The sequence below is a fragment of the Halorutilus salinus genome (assembly GCF_026242195.1).
GTDB classification, from domain to species: Archaea; Halobacteriota; Halobacteria; order Halobacteriales; family Halorutilaceae; genus Halorutilus; species Halorutilus salinus.
The window spans coordinates 100916-120318 of sequence record NZ_RKLV01000003.1 but is presented as its reverse complement, the minus strand read 5'-3'; the positions used below and the strand labels follow the sequence as shown (position 1 = coordinate 120318).

At 60.7% G+C, this 19403-nt stretch carries 25 protein-coding genes and 1 pseudogene; 13 read left to right on the top strand and 13 right to left on the bottom strand.

Annotated elements, in window-relative coordinates; all coding sequences use genetic code 11:
* The first annotated feature begins 61 nt into the window (after nucleotides 1-61).
* Both EGH25_RS03990 and EGH25_RS03985 read left to right on the top strand, forming a co-directional pair.
* Complete coding sequence (locus EGH25_RS03990) at nucleotides 62-643, top strand: ribonuclease HI family protein (protein ID WP_266086358.1); 582 nt, start codon at nucleotides 62-64, stop codon at nucleotides 641-643.
* Nucleotides 640-1176 carry a DUF7108 family protein gene (locus EGH25_RS03985; protein ID WP_266086357.1) on the top strand — a complete coding sequence of 179 codons (537 nt, stop codon included), beginning with the start codon at nucleotides 640-642 and terminating at the stop codon, nucleotides 1174-1176. Before EGH25_RS03990 ends, EGH25_RS03985 begins: the two co-directional genes overlap by 4 nt.
* On the opposite strand, the gene EGH25_RS03980 is transcribed toward EGH25_RS03985, so the two are convergent.
* Genes EGH25_RS03980 through EGH25_RS03940 form a run of 9 tightly spaced genes read right to left on the bottom strand, consistent with a single transcriptional unit; the run spans nucleotide 1161 to nucleotide 7554 of the window.
* Nucleotides 1161-1484 (bottom strand): DUF7116 family protein, encoded by a 324-nt coding sequence (locus tag EGH25_RS03980; RefSeq protein ID WP_266086356.1) that lies wholly within the window; start codon nucleotides 1482-1484, stop codon nucleotides 1161-1163. The genes EGH25_RS03985 and EGH25_RS03980 overlap by 16 nt on opposite strands.
* An 11-nt stretch (nucleotides 1485-1495) precedes the next feature.
* A complete protein-coding gene (locus tag EGH25_RS03975; protein ID WP_266086355.1) occupies nucleotides 1496-2218 on the bottom strand; it encodes an NRDE family protein in 723 nt (240 codons plus the stop codon).
* Complete coding sequence (locus EGH25_RS03970; protein ID WP_266086354.1) at nucleotides 2218-3303, bottom strand: aminotransferase class V-fold PLP-dependent enzyme; 1086 nt, start codon at nucleotides 3301-3303, stop codon at nucleotides 2218-2220. Before EGH25_RS03970 ends, EGH25_RS03975 begins: the two co-directional genes overlap by 1 nt.
* Nucleotides 3303-4259 (bottom strand): GHMP family kinase ATP-binding protein, encoded by a 957-nt coding sequence (locus EGH25_RS03965; protein ID WP_266086353.1) that lies wholly within the window; start codon nucleotides 4257-4259, stop codon nucleotides 3303-3305. Before EGH25_RS03965 ends, EGH25_RS03970 begins: the two co-directional genes overlap by 1 nt.
* A 31-nt stretch (nucleotides 4260-4290) precedes the next feature.
* Nucleotides 4291-4707 carry a DUF998 domain-containing protein gene (locus EGH25_RS03960; RefSeq protein ID WP_266086352.1) on the bottom strand — a complete coding sequence of 139 codons (417 nt, stop codon included), beginning with the start codon at nucleotides 4705-4707 and terminating at the stop codon, nucleotides 4291-4293.
* A 52-nt stretch (nucleotides 4708-4759) separates the two neighbouring features.
* The gene (hflX, locus tag EGH25_RS03955; protein WP_266086351.1) at nucleotides 4760-6049 is read right to left on the bottom strand and encodes a GTPase HflX; all 1290 of its coding nucleotides are present in this window, start codon (nucleotides 6047-6049) and stop codon (nucleotides 4760-4762) included.
* On the bottom strand, nucleotides 6046-6471 hold the full coding sequence (locus tag EGH25_RS03950) for a DUF2209 family protein (protein ID WP_266086350.1): 426 nt from the start codon (nucleotides 6469-6471) through the stop codon (nucleotides 6046-6048). Before EGH25_RS03950 ends, hflX begins: the two co-directional genes overlap by 4 nt.
* Nucleotides 6425-7195 carry an RAD55 family ATPase gene (locus EGH25_RS03945; protein WP_266086349.1) on the bottom strand — a complete coding sequence of 257 codons (771 nt, stop codon included), beginning with the start codon at nucleotides 7193-7195 and terminating at the stop codon, nucleotides 6425-6427. The genes EGH25_RS03950 and EGH25_RS03945 overlap by 47 nt, the downstream gene beginning before the upstream one ends.
* Complete coding sequence (locus tag EGH25_RS03940; protein WP_266086348.1) at nucleotides 7192-7554, bottom strand: ArsR/SmtB family transcription factor; 363 nt, start codon at nucleotides 7552-7554, stop codon at nucleotides 7192-7194. Before EGH25_RS03940 ends, EGH25_RS03945 begins: the two co-directional genes overlap by 4 nt.
* 80 nt (nucleotides 7555-7634) lie before the next feature.
* Between EGH25_RS03940 and EGH25_RS03935 the strand changes: the two genes are divergently transcribed.
* Nucleotides 7635-9251 carry a CTP synthase gene (locus EGH25_RS03935; protein WP_266086347.1) on the top strand — a complete coding sequence of 539 codons (1617 nt, stop codon included), beginning with the start codon at nucleotides 7635-7637 and terminating at the stop codon, nucleotides 9249-9251.
* Complete coding sequence (gene guaA, locus EGH25_RS03930) at nucleotides 9252-10169, top strand: glutamine-hydrolyzing GMP synthase (protein WP_266086346.1); 918 nt, start codon at nucleotides 9252-9254, stop codon at nucleotides 10167-10169.
* A gap of 102 nt (nucleotides 10170-10271) precedes the next feature.
* Here guaA and EGH25_RS03925 read toward each other — a convergent pair whose 3' ends face one another.
* Nucleotides 10272-10562, bottom strand: a complete 291-nt coding sequence (locus EGH25_RS03925) for a hypothetical protein (protein WP_266086345.1) — start codon at nucleotides 10560-10562, stop codon at nucleotides 10272-10274.
* Between the two features lie 652 nt (nucleotides 10563-11214).
* Between EGH25_RS03925 and EGH25_RS03920 the strand changes: the two genes are divergently transcribed.
* Complete coding sequence (locus EGH25_RS03920; RefSeq protein WP_266086344.1) at nucleotides 11215-12192, top strand: DUF8098 family protein; 978 nt, start codon at nucleotides 11215-11217, stop codon at nucleotides 12190-12192.
* On the top strand, nucleotides 12189-12641 hold the full coding sequence (locus EGH25_RS03915; RefSeq protein WP_266086343.1) for a hypothetical protein: 453 nt from the start codon (nucleotides 12189-12191) through the stop codon (nucleotides 12639-12641). Before EGH25_RS03920 ends, EGH25_RS03915 begins: the two co-directional genes overlap by 4 nt.
* Nucleotides 12642-12662: 21 nt before the next feature.
* Here EGH25_RS03915 and EGH25_RS03910 read toward each other — a convergent pair whose 3' ends face one another.
* A complete protein-coding gene (locus EGH25_RS03910) occupies nucleotides 12663-12794 on the bottom strand; it encodes a hypothetical protein (protein WP_266086342.1) in 132 nt (43 codons plus the stop codon).
* Between the two features lie 26 nt (nucleotides 12795-12820).
* Nucleotides 12821-13081: pseudogene (locus tag EGH25_RS03905) on the bottom strand (restriction endonuclease); the annotation flags it as partial.
* A 96-nt stretch (nucleotides 13082-13177) separates the two neighbouring features.
* Between EGH25_RS03905 and EGH25_RS03900 the strand changes: the two are divergent.
* The 7 genes from EGH25_RS03900 to EGH25_RS03870 all read left to right on the top strand — a co-directional run bounded on the left by EGH25_RS03900 (nucleotide 13178) and on the right by EGH25_RS03870 (nucleotide 18573).
* A complete protein-coding gene (locus EGH25_RS03900; protein WP_266086340.1) occupies nucleotides 13178-13411 on the top strand; it encodes a hypothetical protein in 234 nt (77 codons plus the stop codon).
* A gap of 130 nt (nucleotides 13412-13541) precedes the next feature.
* Nucleotides 13542-13925: a DUF7126 family protein gene (locus tag EGH25_RS03895; protein ID WP_266086339.1), complete on the top strand. Its 384-nt coding sequence runs from the start codon at nucleotides 13542-13544 to the stop codon at nucleotides 13923-13925.
* Nucleotides 13922-15190: a D-aminoacyl-tRNA deacylase gene (locus EGH25_RS03890; RefSeq protein WP_266086338.1), complete on the top strand. Its 1269-nt coding sequence runs from the start codon at nucleotides 13922-13924 to the stop codon at nucleotides 15188-15190. The genes EGH25_RS03895 and EGH25_RS03890 overlap by 4 nt, the downstream gene beginning before the upstream one ends.
* A 70-nt stretch (nucleotides 15191-15260) precedes the next feature.
* Complete coding sequence (gene ftsZ, locus EGH25_RS03885) at nucleotides 15261-16580, top strand: cell division protein FtsZ (protein WP_266086337.1); 1320 nt, start codon at nucleotides 15261-15263, stop codon at nucleotides 16578-16580.
* A 41-nt stretch (nucleotides 16581-16621) separates the two neighbouring features.
* Nucleotides 16622-16795, top strand: coding sequence for a protein translocase SEC61 complex subunit gamma (locus EGH25_RS03880; RefSeq protein ID WP_266086336.1), 174 nt, complete (start codon nucleotides 16622-16624; stop codon nucleotides 16793-16795).
* Between the two features lies 1 nt (nucleotide 16796).
* Nucleotides 16797-17234 (top strand): transcription elongation factor Spt5, encoded by a 438-nt coding sequence (locus EGH25_RS03875; protein ID WP_266086335.1) that lies wholly within the window; start codon nucleotides 16797-16799, stop codon nucleotides 17232-17234.
* A gap of 58 nt (nucleotides 17235-17292) precedes the next feature.
* A complete protein-coding gene (locus EGH25_RS03870; protein WP_266086334.1) occupies nucleotides 17293-18573 on the top strand; it encodes a tripartite tricarboxylate transporter permease in 1281 nt (426 codons plus the stop codon).
* Here EGH25_RS03870 and EGH25_RS03865 read toward each other — a convergent pair.
* The gene (locus tag EGH25_RS03865) at nucleotides 18563-19207 is read right to left on the bottom strand and encodes a 2,5-diamino-6-(ribosylamino)-4(3H)-pyrimidinone 5'-phosphate reductase (RefSeq protein ID WP_266086333.1); all 645 of its coding nucleotides are present in this window, start codon (nucleotides 19205-19207) and stop codon (nucleotides 18563-18565) included. The two genes, EGH25_RS03870 and EGH25_RS03865, sit on opposite strands and share 11 nt — an antisense overlap.
* Nucleotides 19208-19403: the final 196 nt, after the last annotated feature.

Below are 19403 nucleotides of genomic sequence, written 5' to 3'. Positions count from 1 at the left end.
TGGGATGTGCGACGGAGGAATCTTCGTAAAGAAGTAGAAGAAAGGGCGCGTACACGGAGGTATGCGGAAGAAGACAGAGAACGGTGCGCGCCGGGTTCTCGAACGCGCGGGCGCGGAGTTCGAGACGCACACCGACGGATGGCGCGCGCACCTCGGCGGGAGCGTTGTTGTCTACGATGACGGCGGCTTGTCTATGGCGGGTAACACCGAACGTCTCGTCCCTCTTCTGACCGACGGCGGCGGCGCGGTGACTGTCGAGTTCGACGGCGCTTCGCGCGGAAACCCCGGAAGATCCGGCGTAGGGTACGTTCTCCGTGACGAGAGCGGGGTGGTGAAACGCGACGGCGAGGTGATCGGCGAGGCGACCAACAACGAGGCTGAGTACGTCGCACTTCTTCATGGACTCGTCGAAGCGCGCGAACTCGGATACACCGAAGTAGAGGCGGTCGGTGACTCAGAACTCGTCGTCAATCAGGTGCGCGGCGACTGGCGGTGTAAGGCGGAAAACCTGAAGCCTCTGCACGACGAGGTCGTCCGGACGGCGGAGGGCTTCGATGGCTTCGGTATACGTCATGTCGGGCGCGGGGCGAACGAGGGGGCGGACGAGGCGGCGAATGTCGCGTTGGACGAGGGTGAGGAATGACGGACGACGGCGACCGACACCCCGACTGGGTCGATGAGGTGGCGCGTCTAAGCCGTATCGGGGTTTCGGGCGACAACGAGGCGCGCGAGAGACGTGACGAGGTCGCGGGCGAGAAGGGATACGAGGCGCGCGTACGCGACGACGGCACGCTTGTCCTCCACCCCGACGACTGGCTCGACGAGGACGGTGTGGTCGACATGGAGGCTTTCGACGCCGACGAGGCGTACGAGGTTCCGCTTGACGGCGGGGGTTTCGACGATGCACGGCGGAGGAACGAGGACTTGCTTGAAGACTTCGCAGAGGACGCCGACGAGACGGAGATGTTCAACGCACGCGCTTTCGTCGAGTTCTGCGAGAACCACCACGCGGTTGCGGTCGAGAAAGCACGCGAGAAACACGTCGACAGCTTCCTGAACGACTACTACGTCAGAAACGTCTGGGCGGACGAGGAGGCGGAGGAGCGCGTCGAGGGTTCACTACGCGCCCTTCTACGCGAGGCGGGACGCGACGACCTCGTTCAGGCGACGAAGTAGCCGTCGTCATCCGTCTCGACGCCTATAACAGCCCAGTCGGAGTCGGAGGGTAGACGGCTCTCGGCGTCGCGTTTGAGCGACGGCGCGCGTTCGGCGCGTGTTACGAGGCAGTACTTGTCGGCGTCCGCGCCGTTCGGACGCGGCGGTTCGCCGTCCTGTACGGTGTAGACACGTACCGTCTTACCGTCGCGCTCGGCGCGTAGTGCTTCGCCGTCGTACGTTACCGAGTAGCCGAGGCGTTCGAAAACGAGACGTGCGCGCCCTTCGAGAGGCGCGCGTCCGTGGCTGACGTATGGCTTGGTAACCATTCACATGGTAATCAACGCCGGAGGTTAAAACTCTTTCCCCGGTCGGGGAATACGCGTCTGTACGTCGTCCCACACGGTGCGCCGTCGGCGAAGAGCCAGTACGACCCGTCGGCTTGGGGCGCTGTGTAGACGAGGTTGGAGGATGTCGTACCGCGTCCGTCGCCGTGGACACAGACGCCGAGGTCGTGGTCGGCGAGGACGGGACGTACGGAGTCGAGCCAGTCGATCGGTGTGTGGTACCGACGCGGGTCGTCGACTGCTTCCGCAACGCGGCGCGCCTTCTCGTCGGGATCGTCGAACGGTGAGTTGGTGACGACGTGTACTCCACCGTCGGGTTCGACCGTGCGGAGACCGCTGTCGTTGACGCCGACGAAGCAGTCGTCCGACGACGCGACTACGACGTTGAAGCCCTCGTACGTGTACCGGTCGTACGAGTTACGGAGGACGCGCTGAGCCTTTTCGACCGAGGGCGCGCGCAGGAGTTCGTCGACGAGCGAGCCGCGTGACCGTGCGTCGTCCCTCTCGACAGGAAGGTTGGACAGTGTGACGAAGACGCCTTCGCCGTTGAAGCCTATCCACGTTCCGCCGGCGCGTTCGTCGCGGGGTGCGAAGCTCCACCCGTCGGCGTTTTGGCGGCGTCCGGGTAGCGAGTAGGAGCGTCCGTACGACTCGTCGCGGTTCGACGCGACGGCGACACCGTCGAAGACACCGTACGCAAAGACGACCGTACACATCAGAGAGCCTCGGCGAGACGGTCTACGTCCTCCGGCGTGTTAAAGACGTGGAGCGATGCGCGTAGGTCGCCGTTGGGTAGGGAACGTATCACGACACCCTCGTTCTTGAGACGTTCGGCTGTCCCTTCGGGCGTCGGGTCGGAGAAACGGACGAGACCACAGCCCGTCGTAAGATGACGGTCGCCGAGACGGTCTTCAAGACGGTCGGTGAGCGACGAGACGCGTTTCTCGACCGTCTTCAGACCGACCGAACGTACGGTCTCGACACCGGCGCGTGCACCCGCGAGGACGGACGGAGACGACGTCGATACCTCGAACCTACGTGCGTCGTCGTGGAGAGTCGGGGAGTCGTTGGGGGAGACGGTGCTCTTGTAGCCGACGCGTTCCTGTCCGTCGGACGGGGCGTCGGATGCGACGTACAGGAACCCCGCGCCCCAAGAACCGAGCAACCATTTGTGCGCCGGGAAGGCGACGTACTCAGCCCCCCAGTCGGTAACGTCCACGTCCTCAACGCCGACCGACTGTGCGGCGTCGACAACCACCGACGCGCCCGTGTCATGTGCCACGTCAACGAGTTGGGCGACAGGAACTGAGACGCCGTACCACGAGACGGAGCTAAGACAGACGAGCGCCGCACCGTCGACTGCGTCCTTGTACGCGTCCCGATCGAGTCCGTCACCGTCGGTCGCCGCGGGTACGGTGCGGACGTTGGTTCGGCGTGTCTCGGCGAGACGTTGCCACGGCAGGACGCCCGCGGGGTGTTCGAGCGCCGTCGTTACGACCGTGTCGTCGCCATCGGGATCGAAGCAGTCGGCGACTGTGTTGATTCCGTTGGTGGTGTTCGACGTGAGCGCGACGCGTTCGGGAGGTGCGCCTACGAAAGATGCGACGGCGTCGCGTGTCTCGGACGCGACACGTGACTCGTACATGTACGGGCTGTCGAGATGCGCCTCGGCGTGGGCGTCGAGCGCTTCTTCCATGGCGTCACGTACGGGACGCGGCGACGGACCCGAAGCGCCCGTGTTGAGGTAGGCGGTACCGCGGACGGCGGACGGCATCGAAACGCGGAGTTCGTCGGGGTTCATCAGAAGAGGGGTTCCTCGGAGGTACGCGCAGAACCGCCGACCTCCCAGATATGCGATCCGACACCGAGCGATTCGACGGCTTCGGCTACACGGTCAGCGTGCGCCACCGTAGTGTTGAGGTACGCCGTCGCCCCCGTGTCGGTCGAGAAGTAGACGGGTACGCCGTCGTTACGTAGGTCGCGGGCGAGTTCGAGGAGTGCGACGGTTTGGGGCTTCCAGTAGAACCAGTTGGCGGGTCCCGTCATGGTCGTGGCGAGGAGCGAAAGAGAGTCGCGTTCGGCGAGAGAGAAGGTGGCTTCGAAGTCGCCGTCGGCGATTACGCGCTCCGACTCGGCGAGAGCGCCGTGGACGTGCGCGAGACGTGCGTCGAACATATGCGACGCCTCGGCTTCTTCGTGCGCCTTGGCAGTATGTTTATGCTCGGGCACGAGACCTACGACGATCCGTAGCTCGTCACCGAAGCCGTCGTCGAGGCGTTCGGCGTAGCAACGGTCGTCCTTGTCGCTCGTGTGGAGACGCGCGAAGCCTCCTGCTACGCTCCTCGCCGCGCTCGTAGCGCCGCGACGTGCGACGGCGGACGCGTTCCTGACGGACGTGTCGCCGTCGGTGGCTTCGAGAGCGGCGTACGCGAGCGCGGCGAAGCCGGACGAAGAAGCGCCGAGACCGACGTTTGAGGGAAAAGAGTTCTCGGATACGACGCGTGCACCCGACGAGACGCCCGTCTGTTCACGAACCTTGTCGAGTATACGTTGCGCACGTTCGACTCCTTCGACGAGTTCCTCGCCGTCGACCGTGAAGGAGTCTTCTTCGTAGCCGAACTCAACCGTCGTACGCGTATGCGAAGGCGCGGTGCAGACGGAGACGGAGTCGTGGTACGGTATACGGAGTTCGTCGTCACGGAGACCGTGGTACTTTACGACTCCCTGTATCGGATGAGCAACTGCGGTCGCTTTCATAGACCTAAGGTGCGCCGTAGCGACAATAAGCTTACGCGGCTTCCTCCGGGGTGGATGGGTCGTCGCCGGAGGAGCGTCTCCAGAGACGTACGGAGACGGGGAGCGTGTAAAGGAAGACGACGCCGAAGACGCCGCGTACGGCGAGCGACTCGCCCGACGCCGTGGCGGAGACGAAGCCCGCGAGTGCCACTAACGCGGCGACGCCTGCGACGTACGACGAGGTGCGGTGGAGCGTCGAACGTTTGGTCGTCTCCTCGGTTTCGTGTAACGTCTCCTCGTCGGTGTTCCCGCGCGAGTACAGACCGATACCCATGTAGAACAGGGCGACGGCACCGATGAAGCCGAGGACGACAGCCGTCGTGTCGCCCGACGACCCCGCTGTGACGGCGAGCGCGGCTCCGAAGACGATCAGGGCGACGCCCATAACGTTGCTCGTGTTGGGACTCACAGGGAAGTGTACGCAGGGGAGCGCAAAACGGCTTTCGTTATCCGCGCGCGTCTCACCGCGCGGCGACCGTCTCGGTTTCGAGCGGAGAACGGTTACGCGCCTTTGCGATTATCTCGTCACGCGCCTTGAACTCAACGCGTATACGTTCGCCGTACTCAACGTCGAGAACCTCGGCGGTGTCGTAGAGCCACGAGACTGTGCTCATACCGTCGTCCGACATCGGTAGCTCGACCGTCTCGCGTTCCCAGTCGGGTAGCTCGTCCTTTACGCGTCCCACAAGTTCGTCGAGGCTGTCGCCCTCGACGGCGCTCACGACGACAGGGTCGGGTGCGAGGTACCTGACAGCCTCGACACGTTTGGCGAGTTCGTCTTCGTCGAGAAGATCCGCCTTGTTTAGGACTGTCACCACGGGCGCTTCGACGCGTTCCCAGAGCGTATCGTGGCACGTAACGAGCTTCTCACGCATCTCCTCAACGGGGTCGGAGGCGTCGACGACGAGGAGTACGAGGTCGGCGAGGTACACCTCGTCAAGCGTCGACTCGAAGCTCTGTACGAGCCAGTGCGGAAGGTCGGATATGAAGCCGACGGTGTCGCTCAGAAGGACGTTCCGTCCCGGTACGTCCATCCGACGTGTCGTCGTACCGAGAGTCGTGAAAAGCTCGTTACGCGACTCGGCTGTGTCGTCTATGTCGGGATGGTTGGAGGCTTCGTCAACGTCGGCGAGCGACCGCATGAGCGTAGACTTACCCGCGTTCGTGTAGCCCGCGAGAGCGACGAGTTCGAAGCCGGAGCGCCGACGCTCGCGCCGCCACGCCTCGTCACGTTCGCTCAACGAGCCGAGTTCGTCGCGTATACGTGAGATACGATCCTCCATGTCGCTCTTCCTCTTCTCGTCGTACTCACCCAGACCCATGAAGCCGGGGCGTTCGTCGCGGTTTGCGAGGTTCGCCTTTGCGTCGGCGCGCGGGAGTTCGTACTTTAGCTCGGCGAGTTCGACCTGTAGCTGAGCCTTACGGCTACCTGCACGGTCGCCGAAGATTTCGAGTATGAGCGTGAAACGGTCGTCGACCTCGACGCCTATCTCGTTTCCGAGGTTGTAGACCTGATACGGTCCGAGTTCGTTGTCGAATACAACCTTCGAGGCGTCGACGCGTTCGACGAGCGCGCGGAGTTCCCCGACCTTTCCGCGCCCTATCTCGTACGCCGAGTCCTGTTGGCGCGACTGCGTCACCTCGCCGACGATGTCGTACCCTGCGGCGCGCGCGAGGTCACGTATCTCGTCGAGCGACGCGTCCTCGCCCGAATCAACACGTTTGACGAGTACGGCGGTATCGTTTCTCATATGTCGTGTCTCAACAGCAGGTTGCGTACGGCGTACGCCGCGTGGTGTGCAACCCCTACTGCCTTACGTTCTCCTATGGTTTCCACGTACTTGAACCCTGTTCCGAGAGCGCCCTCGACGATCCAGTCGGGCTTGTTGTAGAACTCGCCCTTCTCGGCGACGACGGTGGCGTCGGAGTCGAGACGTGAGACGGCGCGCGAGACGGTGTCGACGACGACCTCGAAACGTGGTTCGCGTTCGGTATCGAGAACGTCGAACTCCATCGCACCGACAGCATCGACGGCGTCAGCCTTCGTCTCGACACCGACGGCGGCACAGACCATGAGGTAACGTCCGTCGCGCTCGTGCCTCCCGCTTATATCGACGGCTGTGAGCCTACAGACCCCCCCTTCCGCCGCCGGGTTCGTTCCCCATATCGACATCCTCGCCGCTCATGTACGAGAACTCCGCGGCGTTGTCGTGGATGCGTACACCCCCGTCGCCTATCTCCATGGGGAAGACATGGGTGTTTATCTCCTGCTTACGCATCTTCGCAACCCATATGTAACGGTTCGTGCCAGACTTGGTCGGTGTCTGTGCGAGGTAGATGTTGCCGTCGGTCAGGAACTCTTCAAGACCTATGTCGCGGTCGGGGAACGTCTCCTGAGACTCCTGTACGAGGAGGGACGTGAACCCGTTGTGTTTGAGTATGTCGATTAGCTTCAGTAGGTAGGTGCGTTTCTCCTGTTCGCTCTCGAAGAACATCTGGAACATGGTGAGCGAGTCCATAACGAGACGGCTGTAAGAGTCGGAGTCGATGTCGTCGAGTATACGCACCAACGACTGTGAGAAGTCGGTTTCCTCAAGCAGATCCATCTTGTCGTAGACGATTATGTCGTCGTTTTCGACATGCTCCCTCCACTCCTCCATACCTATCGACTCCGCCGCCTCTATAACGTCCTCCTGTGTCTCCTCGAACGTAAGGTAGACGCCGCCCTCCCCGTGCTCGCGGACGCCGTGATCGAGGTACTGCGCACCGAGTATGCTCTTCCCGGTGCCGGGGTTACCGCTTACGAGAACCGTCGAGTTCCTACGTAGACCGCCGTTGAGTATGGAGTCGAGTCCGTCGATACCCGTCTTTATTCTGTCGTCGTCTGTGTCAGTCATCTCTTTATCCTCTTCCATGCTTCGTCTATGCTTCTCTGCGCCTCCGAATACCGTTTCATCTCGACCTGTGGCTCGTCGGGTTCGAACTGTATACGTAGTTCGTCGACGTACGAGCGGTAGACCTTGACGCGTTTGTCGTCCTGCGTCAACGCCTTGCCCTCGAACTCTATAAGCCCCGCCTCGTCGAGGTCTTCTATACGTCTGTAGACCGTGGCTATAGGGATACCGAGTTCTTCGCTTATCCTCTTGGCGCTCATCTCCTCGTCGGTGAGCGCCGACAGTATACGTGCGCTGTACTCGTCCCCAAGAGAGTCGAGAACCGATACGGGGTCGGCAAGGGTCTTCGTGTTACCCGACATCTGAAAAGGGTTAGGCGCTCTCGAAACAAAAAACTACCTCACACCGCAAGGGATTTGAGACGGCTTCGTTTAGAGGTAGTATGCCAAAGAACTCTCCTAGGTTCGTCTTCGTCACGGGCGGCGTAATGTCCGGACTCGGTAAGGGTATCACGGCGGCATCGCTCGGTCGTCTGCTCAAGAACGCGGGGTTGGACGTGACGGCGGTCAAGATAGACCCGTACCTCAACGTCGACGCGGGTACGATGAACCCGTACGAACACGGCGAGGTCTACGTCCTAAAGGACGGCGCTGAGGTCGACCTCGACCTCGGAAACTACGAGAGGTACCTCGACACGGAGATGACGTCGAAGCACAACGTCACGACGGGTAAGGTCTACAGGAGCGTTATAGAGCGCGAGCGGTCGGGAGACTACCTCGGTAAGACCGTCCAGATAATACCACACGTGACGCGCGAGATCAAGCAACGTATACGTGACTGCGGTGAGGGACACGACGTCTGTCTCGTCGAACTCGGCGGTACGGTGGGCGACATCGAGGGGATGCCTTTCCTCGAAGCCGTGAGGCAGATGGGTAACGAACAGGACGACGAAGACTTCCTTCTGATACACGTCACGCTCGTACCCGTTACGAACAACGGAGAGCAGAAGACGAAGCCGACACAGCACAGCGTGAAGGAGCTACGTGAGATAGGTCTTCATCCGGATATAGTTGTCGGACGTTCGGACGAAGCGCTTGAGGACGAGACGCGCGAGAAGATATCGCTCTTCTGCGATGTCCCCGAAGACGCCGTTATCTCCGCACCCGATGTAGACGACATCTACCACGTACCCCTGTTTCTCGAAGACGAGGGTCTCGACACGTACGCGATGGACAAACTCGGCGTCGAACGTCGCGCGGACGACACGGGGTGGCGCGACGTGGTGACGCAGGAACAGGAGGGTACTGTCGAGGTCGCCCTCGCAGGCAAGTACGACTTCGAGGACGCCTACCTTTCGGTCTACGAGGCGCTGAAGCACGCGGGTCTACGTCACAACGTCGAGGTCGAGACGAACTGGGTCGAGACCGACCGTATGGACGAGAACGACTTTGCGCGTCTCGAATCCGCCGACGCGCTCGTCGTACCCGGTGGGTTCGGAGAGCGCGGTACGGAAGGTAAGCTAGACGCGGTGCGTTACGCGCGCGAGAACGGCGTGCCCTTCCTCGGTCTGTGTTTCGGCTTTCAGATGGCTGTCATCGAGTACGCGCGTAACGTCGCGGGTCTCGAAGGCGCGCATTCGTCGGAGATAGACGAAGGGACACAGCATCCAGTCATCGACCTTCTGCCCGAACAGTACGACATAGAGAACCTCGGCGGTACGATGCGTCTCGGCGACAAGGAGACGGTTATAGACGACGGAACCGTTGCGCGCGAACTGTACAGCGCGGAGTCCGTCGTAGAGCGCCACCGCCACCGTTTCGAGGTCAACCCCGACTACATAGAGAGCCTCGAAGACGAAGGGATGGTGTTTTCAGGAAGGTCTGCGTCGGGTACACGTATGGAGATACTCGAACTACCCGACCATCCGTTCTTCGTCGGCACCCAGTTCCATCCTGAGTTCAGGTCGCGTCCCGGAAAGCCGTCGCCTCCGTTTGTGGGACTCGTGGGCGCGGCGGTCGAGAGGGAGGAAGAAGCCGTCAACGTCGAGGAGGTGGCGTAGATGGTCGACGCGAAGAGGTTCATAGACGAGGCTGTAGAGGAGATAGACGACGAGATAGGTGACGGCAAGGCGATAATGGCGCTTTCGGGCGGTGTCGACTCGTCTGTCTGCGCGACGCTCGCGTACGAGGCGGTCGGCGACAGGATCACGCCCGTCTACGTCGACACCGGACTTATGCGCAAGGGCGAGACGGAGACGGTACGCGAGACGTTCGACTACATGGACTCGTTCCGCGTCGTCGACGCACGCGACCGTTTCCTCGGCTCACTCGAAGGCGTCGTCGACCCTGAGGAGAAACGCCGCGCCGTCGGCGAGGAGTTCATACGTGTCTTCGAGGAGGTGGCGCGCGACGTTGACGCCGACCATATCGTACAGGGGACTATCTACCCCGACCGCGTCGAGTCGGAGGGTAACATCAAGTCGCACCACAACGTCGGAGGTCTCCCCGATGTCATAGAGTTCGACGGTATCGTGGAGCCGGTGCGCGAACTGTACAAGGACGAGGTGCGTGAGGTCGCGCGCGAACTCGACCTGCCTCCTGCGATAAGCGAACGTATGCCGTATCCGGGTCCGGGACTCGCTATACGTGTGGTCGGTGAGGTGACGGAGGAGAAGCTAAAGGTCGCACGCGAGGCGAACGCCGTCGTCGAGGACGAGGTTGAGGGGTACGAGCCTTGGCAGGCGCTCGCCGCCGTGGTCGGTCAGGGAACCGGTGTCAAGGGCGACGAACGCGTACACGGATGGATTGTGGTGGTGCGCGCCGTCGAGTCGCGCGACGGTATGACGGCGCAGGCGATAGACCTCGACTGGGAGACGCTTCAGCGTATACAGTCGAAGATTACGGGGACGTTACCGAACGTCGCGCGTGTCGCGTACGACGTGACGCATAAGCCGCCCGCGACGATAGAGTACGAGTAAGCCCACCTTTTTACTTCGTCGGGTTCGCTCGCGGCGCTCGCTCACCTCTCCTCGCAAAAATCTGGATCAAAAACGAACGCTCGCTCCTGCGTCGCTCGCGGTTCAGCCGTCGACGGCTTCCGGTAGCTCTCCGACAAGCCAAACTGTTATCTGTGAGTGAACCCTATCTGAGGTAAGATGTCTGAGTCCTACCGCGAGTCCGAAGTCGAGGACGACAAGCTTCCGGAGGATGTCCTTTCCGGAATCGAAGACTTGTCCGAAGGGGAGACGGTCAGCAAGGAGGGGCTTGGGTCGGTTCTGAAGTTCTGAATTCCGTCTGCGGTCTATCTTCTCGTCGGGTTCGTCGGCGCGTTCCTTTAGCTGTATACCGTTCTCGCGTGTACCTCTCCGCATCCGGATGTACGGCGATCTGAGACGGTAGGGGGTTATAGATAGTACAGGAGAATACACCCGCCTTTAGGTGTATGCAAATCAGGGATTTGCTTACTCAGAAACCTTCGATTTCTGAACGGGTTATGAATCCGTCGAACGATTCAACTAACCGTTAGTGTTAATATAATCAGGAATTTAGTTGTAGTTAGGTTAACTGACCTACGGAGGCGGCTTGTCCGCTCGAAGCAACGAGACAGTATCCGAAAGAGGTTGTGAAGGTGCATCCTGAAAGGTGTACTGTAAAACTCCCATCAAGCACGGTGAAAAAGATGACTCCGAATCTTCTTACGGAAGGTAGGAGTAACGGCTGTTTGGCACTGCCACGAACCGATATAACCGCGAACGGTGGAAACACCTGATAAGGTTGTGTCGGTTGGAAACCTTAAATTCCCAACGTGGGATTCACCCGACTTTAGGCGGGGGAGGATGTCAAGCGTCAGGCTGTCGGGAACCCACGAACCGGCGGTGTCCACGGAAGGGTTCAGGGCGGTTTTGGGAGGTCGTTACCGTCCGTCTGTCCCGTACTCTTTGCGGGTTGTGTTCATCACAGTCGGGTGCCTATCCGTCATCTAACAGAAAGAATAATTAGCTGGATTTCGTACACGTCTTAGCCATGGTTACGTTAGGCGAAGAGGATGATGCTCTGGAAGATATACGCGAAGGGATAGAGATCGCCATGTCTGACATGGGATACGAGGAGGACGATGTCGACGATATCAAGTTCAACAAGTTAGCCTATTTCGCCATACAGGAGTACGGGATTCCGATAACGTACGGATGGTACAAGTACGGTCCCGCTCCCGTCAACGTAGCTAACCGGAACGTGAACATATCGCCGCGGTCAAAGGGTGAAACACCTGCCACCAACCAGCCGAGAATACGGCGTTCCTCCGATTTCCTGAGTCCCGAGGAGTACTACTACTTCTTTAGGGACGATCTCGAAGAGTTCGAGGGTATAATGCAGACGGAGACGAAGGAGTACCTCACCGGGTTCTACTTTGAAGACGCGCCGGATGAGTACCGGGATCTGTACATAGCGGGTGCCGAACTCCAAAAGGTTCTCGACGAAGTAAAGGAAGACGCCTCGTGGCACGACGAGCACGAGGAAGTTATCACCCTGTTGAACAGGAGACTCCCTCGTGTTCTTCACGAGGTTGCTTCGAACCCCAAGCTGGACGAGTCTGAGGAGGCTGTGAGAAGGTACGGGAACCTCCTGATGGAAGTGATAGTAACAGCCTCTGAGATGAAAGGGCTGGACGAAGCCCAGCAACGTTTTATACGGAACGTTGTAGACTACTTCTACGGAGGTGTCTGGAAGTACGTCGCGCTTCTCATATCGAGGGACACGGTTGACCTGTCTCCGGGGGAGAACCAAGACCGGTTACTAAACAGCATAGAGGATGACCTTAAGCGGATCAGAGCCGGTTACGGTAAGGAGGTTTCGAGGCTCGAACAGGAAGCCGATGAACACGGTCTAACATCCGACTCTGCCGGGGTACGTGTAGGATCGGCGGAGATGTTTGAGGAAGAGGACGGCTTTGATGAGTCCGACACTATGTCCGTGGACGATGTTCTCGAAGAGCTTGGATGACGCGGGAACATACCCTGACGTCGGACAAGAACGTCGCCGTCTTCCATAAGAAGGCTAAGGGATCGCTGTTCAACGACCTGAGTAAGAAGACGGAGCTTCAGCGTCAGTTTCTGTCGCGTCTTCGGGATGCTCTGCGAAGCAAGACGCCGGGGAGGTACGTGGAAAAGCCGTACAAAGGGGTCGAGAACGTGTCACAGTTCCGTGCGGGTGACGTGATGAGAGGCTACTGTGTCTTTGCCGACGAACCCGAGTCCTACAACATCTTCTACTTTCTCGAAGTTACCGACCACGGGTACGACAGGTATCCCGTAGCCAAGTACGACAGAAGGGCGGGCGAGGTTATAGAGACAGTACGCGGTCTGTCGGGCGAGGAAGAGGTGGAGGGGTACCTCGAAGACAGGGACGCCTTCGACGCCGGTGACGTAGAGCGTCTACTCGGTAGGATCTGAGGCTCACGTTTTGTGGTGTACTTAGTCGCCGACGGCTTCTTTGACTATCTCGGTTTCCTCGTCGGTTAGCCCGTACAGGTTGTACACCCACCTTTTTACTTCATCGGGTTCGCTTCGCTCACCCGACTCGCAAAAAGCTGAACCAAAAACCACCCGCTCGCTCCTCCGTCGCTCGCGGTTCAGCCTTCGACGGCTTCTTCGACTATCTCGATCTCCTCGTCCGTAAGCCCGTACAGGTCGTAGACTATCTCGTCGATTAGGTCGTCGGTCTTCCCTATCTTCTCATCGAGTTCGTCGGCGCGTTCCTTCACGTCGATGTACCGTTCGAGTCCGTCGCGTGTCGCGTCCACGTCGGGGAGCGTCAGATCTTCGAGCCTGTCGACGAGCGAGTTCGTCTTGGTCGCACTATCGCGGAAGCCCGCGAAGCCTCCCGCCTCATCCGCGTTCGATGTTTATTTTGCGAGTTGCGCAAACGCCTATGTCTTGTTTTTCTCTTGACCGCAATTTTTTAATAATCTCAGTCAATTTAGTTCGGTATGCCCGATAGGCAACAATCCGCGAGGAACCAATTAAAACGGAATGTTGCAGTCTTTGGCGTCGCTCTTATTGGTGCTATTGTTCTGGTTCATTTTGCCCTACCGTTTGATATGGTTCAGTTACTCCTTTCCATCCCTCCTCTCGCAATTGAATATCCAAAAGCGGTTGCGCTCCTCGTTTTTGTCCCAATAGTTTTCTACGCGATGGCAACCGTTGACGACTACTTCCGCTGATATGTAGTTTCTAAGCCAACTACTACGGGTTACTCCTCAACGGGATCGAGGTATTCGGTTTTCACGTCTCCGCCGCCACTGTACGTGAGGTAGCGGTAAGATCTGTGAAGACAGAAGGCTATTAGAAAGTTTGGGCTACGGAAACCGCGGAGCAGTCGAAACCGAAAAGACATACACGAAAGGCACGTTTCTGCGTCGAATGAAAGTAGTGACAGTAGGCATCGACACGGATTCGGTCGACGCTCTCCGCGACGAGGAACACGAGGTTTCGAGCACAGACGCCTTTGGCGCGGACGCGTTACGCGAAGCGGGTGTCGAGGACGCCGACGCCGTCGTCATCGGCGGAGGCTATCCGACACAGGTCGTGGTTGCGAAGGAGATGAACCCCGACGCGCGTGTGCTCTTCGTCTCCGACGAGGTTCCGGGGTTCGTACGCGGGAACGCCGACCTGATACTGTCGGACGAACTCGCGGATCGCGTCGTTGAGGCGCTCGAAACCGACGAGAACGTATGATAGCCGTCGTCGTCTCGCGCGAGGACGAGGCGTCGCTCAGTATACGTGACGCGTTGCTCGACGCCGCGGACTGGCGGCGACACGAGCCACACGGTTCGTGGGAGCGCGAATGGTCGCACTACGGCTTCGTGATGGTCGAGAAGGAGGGTCTGCATCTCTACTACGACGGCTTGGACGACGAACTGCGCGACGCGTTCGACGTCTCGCTCATAGTCTTCGTCTCGCGCCATTCGGGCGACACGGGTCGTCTGCTGACGGCACACCATACGGGTAACTTCGGCGGCGCGGAGTACGGCGGCGAACCGGGGAGTCTCGCATCGCCAGCGCCCGGAGCGACGAAGCATCTACTGGGCTTCTTCGACGAGGAAGCCCCCGAAGGCTTCGACGTATCGATGGAGGTGACGCACCATGGACCCTCGGAACTCGACGTACCGTCCGTCTTCGCGGAGGTGGGAAGCGAACCCGACGAATGGGAGAGCGAGGACGCGGCGCGGACGGTCGCGCACGGTGTGCTCTCGCTCGACGAACGCGACGAACCACGTACGACCGTCGTAGGCATCGGGGGCGGTCATTACGCGCCGCGTTTCACACGTATCGCGCTCGAAACCGACGCCGGTGTCGGGCATATAGCCGCGGGGTACGACCTGCCCGTCGACGACGAACTTCTGAGGGAAACGTACGAATCCTCCGACGCCGACGCACTGGTACTCGACGGCGAGGCTGTCGAGGAGGGTTACAGTCTTCCCGTCGTCTCCGAAACGAGCCTCCGCGAGCGCGCGGGCGTGCCGGAGGAAACAGTCGAGGCTGTAGAGGAGGTTCTCGACGCCGATGCGGGAGAGGCGCGTCTAACGCGCCGCGCCGCGGAGGGGGCGACTGCGGCGACCGTCTTCGACGCTGAACTCGTACGTGAGGCGCGTAACGTCGACAGCGGGGCGACGGACGAGGCGCTCGAAAGAAACGCCGTCGGCTACGTCGAGGAGAACGGGAAGGTTATACGTGTCGCTGTTCCGAAGGACGGTGCGCGTGAACTCGCTGAAACGGTCGGCGACATCCTAAGCGACGAACACGAGGTCACGGTCGACGACCAAGCCGTCGCCGTCAAGCGCGAGGTGTTCGACGCCCGAAAAGCACGCGAACTCGGCGTCGAAGAAGGACCCGACTTCGGCAGACTTTCGTCGGGCGAGACGGTCGAGACGGACGACGGCGTGGTGACGCCCGACGAGGTGCACGGGACGGAGCGCCGCGTCTTCGTCTACGGGAAGTAACCGCGTCATCCGCGTGTCTGACGTAACGTTATATGCGCGGTTTCGTTATTGGGTTCACAGACTCAGTACTATGGACAAAATTGTTCAAGACGCGCTTGAGGAGGCTGAAAAGGACACAGGGAGGGATAGGGAGGTAGAGACAGGCGGTGAGACGACCGACGAGAGGAAGGTTTCGTCTACCGACAGCGCGACGGAAGAGACGACGAAGGAGACGGAGACAGAACCCTCGTTCGAAAAGACAGACGACGAACCGACGGCGAGGAAGGAGACGGGCGGGAGTGAGCCGTCGGGCGATGTCGAAGCACGGACGAGCGACGAGGAGCTACGCGAGGTTCTCGACGACCTCAAGACGACCATAACCGTCGTCGGGTGCGGAGGCGGTGGCTGTAACACGATCAACCGTATGTTCAAGGAGGGTATCGAGGGCGCGCGTACGGTCGCCACAAACACCGACGTTCAGCACCTCGTCGATATAGAGGCGGACGAGAAGATACTGATAGGCGAGGAGAAGACGGGCGGACGCGGCGCGGGTTCGGTACCGCAGGTCGGCGAGGAGGCGGCGATAGAGTCGCAGAACGCGATACATTCGCAGATAGAAGGCTCTGACATGGTCTTCGTCACAGCGGGTCTTGGCGGCGGCACCGGAACGGGAAGCGCCCCTGTCGTCGCGCAGGCGGCACAGGACGAGGGCGCGCTCACGATCGCCATCGTCACGACGCCTTTCACCGCCGAGGGCGAGGTACGGCGTAACAACGCAGAGGCGGGTCTCGAACGCCTCCGCGACGTCGCAGACACCGTCATCGTCGTACCCAACGACCGTCTCATAGAGTCGGTCGGCGGTCTCCCGGTCAAACGCGCCTTCCGTGTAGCCGACGAGGTTCTCATGCGCTCCGTAAAGGGGATCACCGAACTCATCACCAAGCCGGGTCTCGTCAACCTCGACTTCGCAGACGTACGTACGGTGATGGAGAGCGGCGGGGTCGCTATGATAGGTCTCGGCGAGAGCGACACGGAGAACAAGGCTGAGGAGAGCGTACAGAAGGCTCTCCGCTCCCCCCTCCTCGACGTCAACATAGACGGCGCTTCGTCTGCGCTCGTAAACGTAACGGGCGGCAACGACATGACGATCGAGGAAGCCGAGGGCGTCGTAGACGATATCTACGACCGTATCGACTCCGACGCGCGTATCATCTGGGGCACGTCGGTGGACGAGGAACTCGAAGGCTCTATGCGTACGATGATAGTCGTCACGGGTGTCGAAAGCCCGCAGATATACGGCGACGAGGTTACGAGGAAGAGCGAGACGGAGAAGACGGAGACGGATACGGGAACCGCGGCGACGGATGTCTCCGCCGACGGTTCCACGAGCGGTATCGACTACGTAGAGTAGTAGGGTAACACTAAAGTTCCGGCGTCGAGTACGCCTCTCCGATGGGAAAGTACTTCAGTCTAAACGTAAACGACTACCTCCGGGTGCTTAAGCTCGCCCGTACGCCGACATGGGACGAGTTCAAACAGGTGGCTATGATAGCCGGCGCGGGCGTGCTTCTGGTGGGTATCGTGGGCTTCCTGATATACATAGGAATGCGACCCCTACCTCCGTAAGATGGGTATCTACGCAGTCAAGACGACGGCGAGCCAAGAAACGACGGTCGCGGACATGCTCGCCGACCGCGACAACCCCGGTGTGCTGTCCGCTCTCGTACCGAGCGACGTTACGGCGTACGTACTCGTCGAGGCGGAGGACGAAAACGCCGTGGATCGCGCCATAGACCGTATACCGCACGCGCATTCGATGGTGGAAGGACAGACGAGCATGCAGGAGGTCGAACATTTCCTGACGCCCAAGCCGTCGGTATCGGGCGTCAACGAGGGCGACGTCGTCGAGATCATCAGCGGTCCTTTCAAGGGCGAGAAGGCGCGCATAAAACGTATAGACGAGTCGAGCGAGGAGGTGACGGTCGAACTCCACGAGTCGACAGTCCCGATTCCTGTCACGGTTCGGGGCGATCATATACGCGTTCTCGACAGCGAAGAGAGGTAGGTGACGACGGATTCGGTAACGTCAGACGTATACGTGCGGGCGCGGCAGACGCGAACGGATGGATATCGCCGTTGCCGCCGCTCTCTGCGCCGTCGGCTTCGGGATCGGATGCGTGAGCGGTCTGACGCCGGGTCTCCATGTCAACAACCTCGCTCTTCTCTTAGCCGCGGTTGCGCCCGGTGTCGGCTTCGCCTCGCCCGCGGCACTCGGCGTCGCTCTCGTCACCGCATCGGTAACGCACACCTTCCTCGATATAATACCGAGCGTCGTGATCGGCGTCCCCGACGAGTCGATGGCTCTCGTCGCCCTCCCCGGTCACCGTATGGTACTCGACGGCGACGGACGTGAGGCTGTAGTCCTTTCCGCCGCGGGTAGCATGCTCGCGGTCGTCTTCGGCTTCGGTGTCGCGGTTCCGGTCGCTCTGGTGATGTCACGCGCCTACCCCGTCGTTTCGGGCTACATGCCGTACATACTCGCCGCGACGGTCGTCTTCCTCGTTGCGACGGAACGCGGCGGCGAGGTCGGTCGGAGCGGACGCGCGGGAGGACGCGGTGCGATCGCCGTGCGCGCAAAGGCTGTCGTCGTCCTCGGTGCCTCAGGACTCCTCGGATACTACGTCCTGACGCATAGCCCCGGCGCGGAGGCGGTCGTCGGGGAGCCTTCTCTGCTAACGCCGCTCTTCGTCGGTCTCTTCGGCGTGCCTATACTTGTGGCGAGCGCGTCCGAGAACGCCGAGATACCCGAACAGGACGGCGACGGCGTGGCGTTGTCGCGGCGTTCTGTCGCGGTTCACGCCGTCGGCGGCGGCGTCGCGGGAAGCATCGTAGGCTGGCTTCCGGGTGTCTCGCCCGCCGTCGCAACCGGCTTCGTACAGAGCCTCCTCCCCGACTCGGAGACGGAGCCCGAATCGATGCGTGAGTTCATCGTCGCCGTCTCAGGCGTCGACTCGTCGAACGCCGTCTTCGCACTCCTCGCGCTGTACTTCATCGGCTTTCCGCGTAGCGGTGTGATGGTGGCGCTCGACCGTCTCGAACTCTCGCTGAACGCAGGGACGGTCGGTGTGTACCTTGTCGCCGTAGCCGTCGTCTCCGTAGCATCCTTCTTGCTCACCGTAACGCTCGGAAGGTACGCCTTCGGCGTCGTACGGCGTTTCAACTACCGCGTCCTGAGCGCCGGTGTCATCGTCCTACTCGTCGGTGTCACGTTCGTCTTCTCGGGCTTCGTCGGTCTACCTATACTCGTAGCCTCAACCGTCGTGGGTCTCATGCCGAACTACAGCCGCGTCAGGCGCGTCAACTGTATGGGGGCGCTCCTACTACCCCTCATCGTCATTCTATAATATAACGCAGGACGACGCCTTCGCCAAGGGGCTTGACCTCGTTAACAGTTGCCTCGACGTACTCAACGAAGCCTTCGCCGTCGACGAGCGTCGGTGATTCGCGTCCGCCGACGAAGACGGGCGCGACGTAGACGCGTACCTCGTCGACGACTCCGGCGCTGAGGAACGACGCGATCGTCTCGCCGCCGCCTTCGACCATGAGGTGTTCGACGCCGCGGCGTGAGAGTTCGTCGAGCAAGGCGTGTAGGTCTACACGTCCGTCGTCACCCGGCAGTTCGACCACCGTCGTACGTTCGCGGGGTGCGTCGAGGCTGTCGCCGGACGTTTCGTCCGTAACGGCGACGACCGTCTCCGCCTCACCGTCGAGTACCGACGCGTCGACGGGCGTGCGCGCCGACGAGTCGAGAACGACACGGACGGGGTTTCCCTCCTCGGCGCGGAGACGGTCGTCCTTGACGGTCAAAGACGGGTCGTCGGCGAGTACCGTACCCACACCGACGAGTATCGCGTCGGTCTCGGCGCGCAGACGGTCGACGCGTTCGAAGTCGTCTTCGCACGACAGGGCTACCTGCGAACGCGTTCTGTCCGAGAGCTTACCGTCGGCGCTCATACCGGCGTTTACGACGACGTACACGCCGGCGGTACGGGCGGGGACGACAAAACCGTAGCGGATGGCTGTGGAAGGACAGGGGTGGAAGAACCGGGAATCGGAGAGGAAGGGCGGAAGTGGAGAAGACCGAGGAGGAAGTGGGGGGTAAAGAAGACCGGAGTGGAGGGGCGGAGGTAGAGAAGACCGGGGAGGAAAGGCGGAGGTAGAGAAGATCGGGGCG